The 9,567-nt window shown below is 59.0% G+C and carries 9 protein-coding genes and 4 pseudogenes; 4 read left to right on the top strand and 9 right to left on the bottom strand.

Annotation, left to right across the window (positions count from 1 at the left end):
- Window positions 1-582: 582 nt before the first annotated feature.
- Window positions 583-843 (top strand): annotated as a pseudogene (locus tag EV674_RS16960) (helix-turn-helix domain-containing protein); the annotation flags it as partial.
- An 11-nt stretch (window positions 844-854) separates the two neighbouring features.
- On the opposite strand, the gene EV674_RS16955 reads toward EV674_RS16960, so the two are convergent.
- The 9 genes and pseudogenes from EV674_RS16955 to EV674_RS16915 all read right to left on the bottom strand — a co-directional run bounded on the left by EV674_RS16955 (window position 855) and on the right by EV674_RS16915 (window position 6,392).
- Entirely contained in the window at window positions 855-1,118 is a 264-nt protein-coding gene (locus EV674_RS16955; RefSeq protein WP_132750512.1) for a hypothetical protein, read from the bottom strand.
- A gap of 282 nt (window positions 1,119-1,400) precedes the next feature.
- Window positions 1,401-1,866, bottom strand: a pseudogene (locus EV674_RS18065) (IS21 family transposase); the annotation flags it as partial.
- A gap of 60 nt (window positions 1,867-1,926) precedes the next feature.
- Window positions 1,927-2,175, bottom strand: coding sequence for a hypothetical protein (locus tag EV674_RS16945; RefSeq protein ID WP_165887115.1), 249 nt, complete (start codon window positions 2,173-2,175; stop codon window positions 1,927-1,929).
- Window positions 2,151-2,399: pseudogene (locus tag EV674_RS16940) on the bottom strand (transposase); the annotation flags it as partial. The gene EV674_RS16945 and the pseudogene EV674_RS16940, both read right to left, overlap by 25 nt.
- Before the next feature lie 33 nt (window positions 2,400-2,432).
- Window positions 2,433-4,202: a sensor histidine kinase gene (locus EV674_RS16935; protein WP_119014851.1), complete on the bottom strand. Its 1,770-nt coding sequence runs from the start codon at window positions 4,200-4,202 to the stop codon at window positions 2,433-2,435.
- 65 nt (window positions 4,203-4,267) lie between these two features.
- Window positions 4,268-4,948 carry a response regulator transcription factor gene (locus tag EV674_RS16930; protein WP_119014852.1) on the bottom strand — a complete coding sequence of 227 codons (681 nt, stop codon included), beginning with the start codon at window positions 4,946-4,948 and terminating at the stop codon, window positions 4,268-4,270.
- Window positions 4,949-5,129: 181 nt separating this feature from the next.
- Complete coding sequence (locus EV674_RS16925) at window positions 5,130-5,477, bottom strand: hypothetical protein (RefSeq protein WP_119014853.1); 348 nt, start codon at window positions 5,475-5,477, stop codon at window positions 5,130-5,132.
- Window positions 5,474-5,788 carry a hypothetical protein gene (locus EV674_RS16920; RefSeq protein ID WP_132750511.1) on the bottom strand — a complete coding sequence of 105 codons (315 nt, stop codon included), beginning with the start codon at window positions 5,786-5,788 and terminating at the stop codon, window positions 5,474-5,476. The genes EV674_RS16925 and EV674_RS16920 overlap by 4 nt, the downstream gene beginning before the upstream one ends.
- Window positions 5,789-5,951: 163 nt before the next feature.
- Window positions 5,952-6,392 carry a hypothetical protein gene (locus EV674_RS16915; RefSeq protein WP_132750510.1) on the bottom strand — a complete coding sequence of 147 codons (441 nt, stop codon included), beginning with the start codon at window positions 6,390-6,392 and terminating at the stop codon, window positions 5,952-5,954.
- Window positions 6,393-6,647: 255 nt separating this feature from the next.
- Here EV674_RS16915 and EV674_RS16910 point away from each other — a divergent pair.
- The 3 genes and pseudogenes from EV674_RS16910 to EV674_RS16900 all read left to right on the top strand — a co-directional run.
- Window positions 6,648-7,045: pseudogene (locus EV674_RS16910) on the top strand (transposase); the annotation flags it as partial.
- Window positions 7,046-7,290: 245 nt separating this feature from the next.
- A complete protein-coding gene (locus tag EV674_RS16905; protein ID WP_119014856.1) occupies window positions 7,291-8,490 on the top strand; it encodes an FISUMP domain-containing protein in 1,200 nt (399 codons plus the stop codon).
- A gap of 103 nt (window positions 8,491-8,593) precedes the next feature.
- A complete protein-coding gene (locus tag EV674_RS16900) occupies window positions 8,594-9,148 on the top strand; it encodes a hypothetical protein (RefSeq protein ID WP_132750509.1) in 555 nt (184 codons plus the stop codon).
- Window positions 9,149-9,567: the final 419 nt, after the last annotated feature.

Here is a 9,567-nt window from a genome sequence, read left to right as displayed (position 1 = left end):
GCGCTCTATCACTGCTTGCCAGACCATCTTGTTCCTGATTCCAGAGAAATCAGGAGACTACGATGGTTTCTTTCCAAACACCTTGAAAGGGGTGGGCCTTAAAGGTGCATCATGCCCATGATGTGCGCCAGGTGAGGGTGCGGGCGGATGAGGATAGGCGCCATCTGCTGCAGCAGACCGATGAGTTGCGCCAGGCGCACCGGGCGCAGGCTGAGCAGTGGCGTGAGCAGCACCAAGGGGCCGTCGCTACGCTGGAAGCGGTTCGTCAGCAGCTCGGTGCTGCCCGGGAGGAGGGGGCGCGTTGGCAGGGGCGCTCGCAGGCGCTACAGCAGGAGATAGGCGAGGTAAAAGCACAGGGGGTAAAGAGTCAGGAGGAGACTGCCAGGTGGCAGGCAAGGGCGATGGCACTACAGGAGGTGCTCCAAGCTTCCAAGAGCAAGGTGGAAAATTCTGATTCCAAGTCAGAGTCTGAACTCACTGTGGCAGCGGTAAGGGAGGCTGAGCGCCAGTCTCCGAAGGGGTGGCCCTACGAGACCGATGGGGGGAGCAGTGTTTGAGCAGGGCGTAAAGTGCTGCAATTTCCGGTTCTTCTTCCACGTGATGGCCAGCCTGGCCGAGATGGAGCGCGATCTGATCGTCGAGCGCACCCGCACCGAGCTTGAAGTGGCCCGTCAACTCGGTCGCAAAGGGGGGCGAAAACCCAAGATGACCGCAAGCAAGATCGATTCGGCCAGGAAGCTGCTGGCCAGCAGCATGCCACCCAAGGACGTTGCGCAGAACCTGGGCGTCTCGGTGGCTACGCTGTACCGCTGGCTGCCGGCATCTGGCTCGGATCGGGCTTAACGTACGATTTTTTACGTTTCCTGAAGCGACCCCATTTCCCCTTGTAGCAGTACCGGCAAAAACGAATTGCACTCCTGGGTATGCAAAGTGCCCAAGGCACAGGCAAAAGCAGCCCAGGCATCAGCTAGGCCACTATCGGCAAAGCACAGCATGGCGGGGTCGCGCTCTGGGTCGGTGCTGGGATCGACCTGATGCACCAGCGGGCAATGCGAAGAATGCAGAGCTGCTTCGGGCGCATCGGTGGGGGAGGGCACAACAACAAAAGACTCGGTCATGATTTTTCCTTTCATGGGATCTGGCGCCACTGACAGACCTTCTGTCGGGTCGCATGATCAAGTTCTCATGGAAGGGGCTGAATGCAAATTTTTGCTGGCCGGCTGGTTGCGCACGATCGGCAACACACGCGACTCCAGGGACTCGACTTGGGCATCTTGTGCAAAGCACTGCCGAATCGCCTCTCGCACCTGAAACGGTGATCGCCGTGAATCAGTCGAAATCTGGTGGTGCTACAAACGTGCTACAGCACTGCTGAAAAAATCAGTGCTGGCGTCCACGGTGGGCACGGTCTGGCCGGCGTAGTCCACAAAGAGCTTGTCGCCGGCTTCGTGGGTCTGGCGCATCGAACGCTTCAATCGCCGGGCCCAGGCTTGGTACTTTTCGCAGAAGGCGCTGTACTTGTAGGCCTGACCGCCGTGTTGCTGTTGGTACTCCTCCCACAGCAGTTGCAGGGTGACGCCGGGGCGGCGCAGTTCGCGGGCGGTGGATGTAGGCGAAGTCGGGCTCCAGGTGGCGCGACGCGCGGGGCACTGGCGGTTTGTAGAGCCGGGACTGGAGCTCTTCGTCGCTCAAGGTCTGGGCCAGCGCCCAGTCCACGCTGGCCACGCGCGCGTAGCTGGCGATTTCGCTGACAGTGGATTTGGAGATGCCGAGGGCGGCACCGATTTGGCGGGGGCTCAATGCCACGCCGTGCAGCAGTTGCAGTGTGTGTCGTATTTTGCTCATGGTGACCCTGGGTGTGGGCATCGCTGACTCCGGCGAAAAACCGGGCAGCGTATGCCGCGTTCGGGTCACTCAGAACACCCCTCAGGTGTCCGCCTTCAGCGTGGAATCGTGTCCGCCATGGCGTGGAATACGCATCTTGCCCATGGTCGCTGGAGCGACCTGCACACCGTGCTCTGCCTGCACCCACTGGCACAGCTGCGCCAGCGTCTGCTCGGGCGCCTTGGCTACTTGTGCCAGCAGCGGCTCACTGAGTGCGGCCAGGCGCAGCGGCACATGGTTGCACTGCGCGCCTGCGCTGGTTTGGCCCAGCCGCGGATGGCGCGAACGCACCCTGGTCTTTTACCGGGACGCCCTGGCAAGCCTGCAATCACAGGAATGGCGTCCACGCACTTCTCGAACATTTTGGAGTCATGTCTGTTTGCCCCGCTAACCAAGATCACCAGCGGGATGCCTCTGGCGTTTACAACGAGGTGTCGTTTGGAGCCAAGCTTGCTTCTGTCCGTGGGGTTGGGGCCCGTTTCCTGGCCCCCCGGGTGCTTGGCACCGAGGAGCCCTCAATGTTGGCCAAGATTCAATCGATTTGGTGATTATGAACTGCCACGCAGCCCCTGCAAGGGCATGTGCAGCGCCACCGTGGTCGAGCTGCCCCGCGAATCCACGGCCAGCCGCGCGCCCAGGCGCTGTGCACGGGTCTGCATACTGCGCAGGCCCGTGCCGCCGGGCGGAGGCGGCGCACCCGCTGCGCTGGACTCCAGGCCCACGCCGTTGTCGTGGACTTCCAGCCGCAGGTGCCCGCCCTCTTCGCGAACCAGGGTCACATCCACACGCGTGGCGCGGCTGTGCTTGAAAACGTTGGTCAGCGCCTCCTGCAAAACACGCAGCACGTCCAGGCTCTGGGTTGCGTCCAGCTGCACCTTGTCCAGGCTGGAGACTCGCCAGTGCGCCTCGATGCCGTGCAACTCGAACAACTGGCTCATGCGGTAGCGCAGCGGCGCGAGCAGGTCGGCCAGCGACAGCTCGCCGTGGTGCTGCGCCGAAGCGGTGTCGATGATGAGCCGCAGGTCGTCGCGCATGGTGCGCATCATGTCAAGTACCTGCTGCGGCGGCAGCGGGGCGCGGGTGCGTTCGAGGGTGTTGATGTTGCCGATCAGCATGCCGCCCAGGCCGTCGTGCAGGTCGTGCGCGAGGTTGACGCGCTCACCCAGCCGCGCGTGCAGCAGTTCTAGCGCGTGCTGGCGGGCAAGCGAGGCCTTCAGCTCGGCGCGGGCAGCGGCGACGCTGTGGTGCATCTCGTCGTTGAATCGCTCGATGCGCCGGGTGTTAGCGACGAACGTCCAGGCCAGCGTGAGCGCCATACCGATGGTGGTGGGCCAGGCGGTATAGGACGCGAGGTAGAAGTTGCCGTGGATAAGGGCCGAGAACACCAGCAGGTCATGCACCATCGCCAGCGCATTGGCAGCCATGGCGGCCGACAGCAGGCGCTGCGCCAGGCTGCCGCCGCGCCAGGCCAGGTGGAGGAACACGAGCGCCGTGGCAACGACCAGCGCCGACGATGCCCATGCCAGCGTGTGGCGCACGGTCTTCATGTGCTCGTGGGGTGCGAGCAGCACCGCCGCGCAGGCGACGCAGATCAGCAACCACAGCACGGCCTCGCGGCGCGGCCAGCGCCGGCCCATGAAGCGCAGCACGAACATGGCGCCGCAGCCGTGATAGAGCACGTAGGCCGCCGTGGTGGCTGCGGCGTAGGCATGGGTGTGCGCCAAGGGCCAGGTGCTGGTGTTGACGAAGTTCACCGTGAAGCCCACCCACGCGGCCTGCCGCGCGGCATACCAACCATAGGCGGCCTCTTGCCGGCGCATCAGCCACAGCGCCAGGAAGAAGCAGCCCAGCGTGGCGCCGATGCCCAGGTGCAGCCAGTTCAGGTCCTTGCGTGCCAGCTCGCTCGCACGCTGGGCGGCGCGCAGCGGGCCGGGGGGACCGATTTCCACCTTCCCCAGCGCGGGCTGGTAGGCCGCGTAGCCGCTGACGCGAATCAGCAACTCGTTGCGGCCGGCGTGCAAGAGCGGCGCGGGCAGTAGCAGGAAGCGCGGCCGGTTCCAGGCGCGCGAGAGCGGCTCCACCAGGCTTTCGTCGCGATCCAGCTCCACGCCGTTGACCGAGATGGCGCCAGCCGACATAACGTAGTGCATGTACAGCCCCAGCGTCTGCGGCGCGCCGGCGATGTTCCAGCGCAGGCGGTACCACACCACGCCGTCATGGCCGGGCCAGTGCGCGTTCCAGTTGCTGGGCACCTGCACGGGCCGCCAGCCGGATGCGGGCGGGCGCTCGTCCAGCCAGCCCGAGGGCGCAGCCTCCACCGTGCCCGGCCAGGCCGTTGGCGTGTCCGCTTGCGCGCGCGCAGCCAGGCAGGCCAGTAGCAGGATCAGCGCAGCAAGCCATGCTCGCGCGCACGCCGCAGCGCCTGCGTGCGCGAGCTGACGGCCAACTTGTCGTAGATGTGCCGGATGTGCGAATCGATGGTCCATCGGGAAAGGTTCAGGCATTCGGCCATCTCGCGGTTGCTCATGCCCGCGGCCACGTGGTCGAGGATCTGCCGTTCGCGGTCGGTCAGGGCGTCGTTCAGCGCGTTGGGCAGCGTGGGACCAGGGCCGGGCACCGGGGCATGCGGGCGGCCCGCCAGATCGAGGATGCGCCGGGCGATAAAGGGATCGATGGGCGCACCGCCCTTGAGCACGTTCTTGACCGACAGAGCGATCTCCACGTCCTCGCGCTCCTTGAGCACATAGCCGTTGGCGCCCACGCGCAGCGCGCCCATCAGCATCTCCTCGGTGCTCCAGGCCGAGATCACCAGGATGGGCAGCGCTCCGGCGCGCTCGCGCAGCCAGGCGATCAGGTCGAGGCCGCTGCCATCGGGCAGCCCCAGATCGACCAGGGCCATGGCCCATGACGGCTCGCCCGCCGCTAGCTCCCGGGCCTGCGCCACCGAATCGGCCTGCCGCAGCCGCTGCGGCGCGATGCCGATGGAGCCCAGTACCTCGGCCAGCCGCACGAGCATGGGCGGGTCGTCATCGACCATCAGGATGGGTAGGGGCGGGGTGGACATCGGTCAAAGTATGCGGTTTGAAAAATGGCCCCCACGCTTGCTCACTGCGTGTAGCCCCTGCCCCCCGAGGGGGCCGATTTTCATCTTGGGGCGGCCCGGCGATGAAAAATGCCACAGCTACCGTAACGATAGCTGTTGGCGCTTGCTGTGAAATGGCTAGTGTAGTGTTCGCAGGAAAGTTTCAGTGCTTTCTACGCAGCCCAGCCAGTGCCGCCAGGCCCATTCTCAGCAGTGCCATGGAGCAAGCCGAGAAGGTTGGCACAGGCGTAGGCGTAGGTGCGGGCAGAGCGCCAGCCGCGATGGCTGCGCCCGTGTCGTCGTAGCAATACTGGTTGATCGTTGCCGGGAAGTCGCTGGCAGCACTGGTATTCAGCTGTATCCAGCCGTAATTGATGGCCGAGGTGTTTTCGTTGTAGAAGCGCAGCCCAAAGTATTTGCCGGTTTGCGTTGTCCGCCAATTGACGGCGTTTCCGCCGCCAGCTTGGGCAAGGTAGGCTTGAGCGGGGCCGATGGTGTCGCCGCTGTTCAACACGTGTGCCTGCGGAGACGCACTGCAGTGCCAGCCGGCCAGTTGAAAGCCAGTTGCTGCGACCCACTCACCGCATAGGGGTTGATGTCCCAGCCTGGGACGCCCGCATCCGTGGCTGAAGCAACGCCCGTCTGAAGATTGAGATAGGTGCCATCAAAAGTGGCAGGCACCGACACTGCAAGCGAAGGAGATGAGCAGACGATGGCCGCCATGCTGGAAGCGGGTGCGCCAGCGAGCGCAAGTACGCCGATGGCGATGCCCAACGCGCGCTGTGCAGGAGGCGGGAGCGAAGTGTTGCGGGTGTCTTTCATGTCAGTAGCGGATTTTGCCCAAGTCCGACAGGCTCCTAGGAGCCCAAAAGGCTTGAAACCAGCGCAATGCAGGCAGGCGAAGCCCGGCGCAACGCCCAAAAAACAAAGGAGAAACCTTTGCAAATGGCGCGGCGCTGGAACTAATAAAAACCTGCATGCCAAATTATTTACAGCGGCAAATAACCATCTGCGCCTTATCGTTGTCTGCCGCGTTAAAACGAGGCGTATCGCTGGTGTACGACTTGAATGGCATCACGGAACCCTGCTGCATTTTCAGGCTGCCATGCAGCTCCACAGTGCAACCTGCTGCAACCTTGACCGATGAGATTGAATTATTCCAACTCTTGTCATAAAAAACACGATACCCCACCTTGTTGGACAGAAAGCCAACCAAGTCCGCTGGAGCATTGGCTTGGTCCGTAAAAATAACGGCATCTCCCTTCTGCTGGTTTCCCACCACATTACCCGATGCGCCTTTGTAATCGAAATCACGATAAATTTCGCAGGTGCCAGGGTTTGCCGTTTGCGCATTGCTTATCGTAGAAACAAACCCCAGACAGATCGCACTCGCACCGAGCATGGCTCGAAAAATAGATTTACTCACAGCTCTCTCTATGTATCAAATCAAGAAATAGTTAGAAAACAGACGATGACGCTTGCACTAACGTGGGGATTGTCCCGCACGGCGGGCGCGGCGCCATCACGCATTTACGTGATGCGCGCGGGCGCGGTTCACGAAAGAATCGGCCCGCAGCGCCCTATGAGCGATCGTGAGCGGCTATCAATCAAGGAGTGTCAGGATCCAATAATTTAGGACACCTCGATAGGAGCCATTTCCCCCTCCTGAGTAGAAACGAATATGACAGAAACAAAGCCTCGCAGAGCCTTTGACGCAACCTTCAAGTTGCAAGTGGTCAAGATGGTTCGAGACCAAGGCCTGAGCGTTGGCCAGGTCTGCAAAGACCTCAACTTGGTCAACAGTGCTGAGCGCCGTTGGCTGACGCAGTTTGATGAAGAGATGGCCGGACGCTGCGGCATTGGCAAGCCCCTCACAGCCGAGCAGCAACGCATCCGGCAGCTTGAAGCAGAAAACCGCCAACTCCAGTGCGATAACGCGCTGCTAAAAAAAGCCTCGGCCTTCTTCGCCCGGGAAATGCAATGATGCAGGCCCTGGTCAGCAGCGTAGTCGATGCGAAGAAGGCCAGCACAGCGCAGTGCTGTAGGGCGCTGGGAGTGAGCCGCTCAGGACTGTACGCAATGGCCTCAAAGGCCAAGCGTTTTCAGGGTGGTGTCCGTGGAATCCGAAATACCTCGCGAGTTTTCAAATTCGACTCGGAATGGTTTTGCGCAAAAATAGTTGACCCATGGCAAATGCCATGGGATAGGATGGCTCGGACATCCTATCGTCCAAAGGATGCATATTCCGGCAGTATGCCGTAAATAGCACCTCCTGCCTCTTTCCCCATTATATATTAACGTCACCAAGTCATAGGTAATAAAAAATGAAATCATTTAAAAAGTCTGTCACATATTCAGGAATTGCCACATTATTAATACTGGCACTAAACCCTGTCACACATGCCCAACAACAGGGAGCAGTAGCAGACCGGGAGGGTAATAAATATAAGACTGTGGTAATTAATGGAAAAACATGGATGGCCGAAAATTTACGGGCCACCCAGTTTAATGATGGCACTCCAATTAAAACGGCAAACATCGGAGCGCAAGATGCTGGACCAGCCATGTACTGGTATGAAAATAACAAGAACAGTGCCCAGAGCAAGAAATATGGCGCCTTTTATAACTGGAAAGTAGTTACCAGCAAAAACGTTTGCCCGACCAATTGGCACGTATCCACACTGGAAGAGTGGAATGAACTTATCAATATCTATCCAAAAAGCGATAAAGCACGTGGAGAGAAAGACGGCAAACATGCTGCTTATCCACTAAGAGCAACCGGCGACTCCTGGCCCAACAATCAAGCTGCGAATAATTCCTCTGGCTTTTCCGCTTTGCCTGGCGGTTGGATTGCAAATGCCGGACACATGACTTTTGTCGGCGAGCGCGGCGCATGGTGGGCACCAAAAAATAACAACACACAACCAGCCTTCGGAAAAATCGCCATGGGCGATGACGGTGCCTGGACTCTCGACGCCAACGTGATTGACATCTTGACGATTCGGTGCGTTAAAGATGCTGGCGGTACGCAGTCTGCTGCTAAGGCAAGCGTCCCAGTTATGCCGCCAAAGTTCAAGCTCCATACTTGGGCGATCAGTGGCGAAAGGGATGAAAAAACGCCTTATTGGATGGGCTACGACGGAAGCCGCAAACAAGTAATCATCCTGCAAGCCCAGCCTGGCGGTGACAAGAGCCTGCTTCAGTTGGCACAAGTGAGCTTAGGTGACGGCACAGTTGCGCTCAAATTGACCGATCAAGGCAACAGTGATGCTTATCTCAACGTCAATGCGAGCAATATGGTTGAGATTTGGTCAAAGGGCAAAGAGCTTCCCCCTCAAAGCGCCCGATTCAAAATCCGTCCGCCGGTTCAAACCAAGGCCACAGCGAACTTTGTTTCGTTTGAATCCGCTGCCAAGCAAGGCTATTACCTCCGGCATCAGGGTTTTGATGTGAAGATTTCCCCCATGGAAACCAATGAGGTCTTTCTTGGAGATGCCACCTGGTTATTTCAGTCAGTAAACTGATCTGCGTTGGTATATATTGACAGCCATCTGCCCCAAAAATTGATGCAGCAGCATTAAATTTTGGGGACGATGGCTATTTTTTGGAATTGCATCCGACCATATCGTGCTTCCATTGAAAAATGGCTCAGCATGGTTTAAATCAGATAGCCTTCGGATGAAAACTCTTTATTTTTTCGTCATTGCATTGTGCACAAGCTTTTCTACCCAGGCAAATGAGCCGTGGCTTCTTAATTCGAAAGGGTATGGGCCTGTCAAGGTGGGGATGACTATCGCTGAAGCAGAAAGTTTGCTGAAATTTAAGCTGAATACTTTTGAAAATAAGCCGCTTGATTCAGAGTGCGATTATGTTTCTGCGAGTGGCCGCCACGAGGGACTAGATTACATGATCCAGCAAGGAAAAATTAGCCGAATAGAGGTTTCCGATCACGCAATAAAGACCAAATCCGGCGCGAAAGTTGGGGACTCAACATCGAAACTCAAAGAACTTTTTGGTTCACAGCTCGAAATAGAACGTCATAAGTATGACGATACCGGGTTCTATTACTACATCTGGGAAATTGGTAAGCGTCACGGTGTGAAATTCGAGATTGCTGCCGATAAAGTGAGAAAAATATACGTTGGCGATGAGTCGATTGACTTGGTGGAAGGGTGTTTTTAGAGCATGTGCAGATCAATGCCTTGCTCCTGCGCAGCCGGCATCTTCACCTGTGTATACCTGATCCGCCCAGGCCAGTTTGACTGTCCCAGAGATACCGCGCTCATGACCCAAAGGCCTGATCAAGCTGCTGTGACCGCCAACTCGAACCAGGTGATGCCCGGGGTTTTCTCGACCAGGATGCGCTCGCCGTCTAGTACTACAGCCGTAGATTCTCTTCAGGAGGAATGTATCCCCGGCGACGGTAGTGGAACAGCTGCGCCCGTCGCTGATGTCGCCTGCGCCAGGCAGACCAGCGCAGGATATGGTCTGCGCCGTGCGATGCGACCCACAGCAGCCTCGACAGCAGGCGCCTGAGTTCGGGCACGCTCAGAGGTGTCAGCCCTGGGTACACTTTTTTTGGGCTTGTGCCCGCAGTGCCA

Source organism: Simplicispira metamorpha (assembly GCF_004341365.1).
GTDB lineage: Bacteria > Pseudomonadota > Gammaproteobacteria > Burkholderiales > Burkholderiaceae_C > Simplicispira > Simplicispira metamorpha.
Note: the sequence above shows the minus strand (reverse complement) of the source record. Positions and strands in the feature narration are given on the sequence as shown.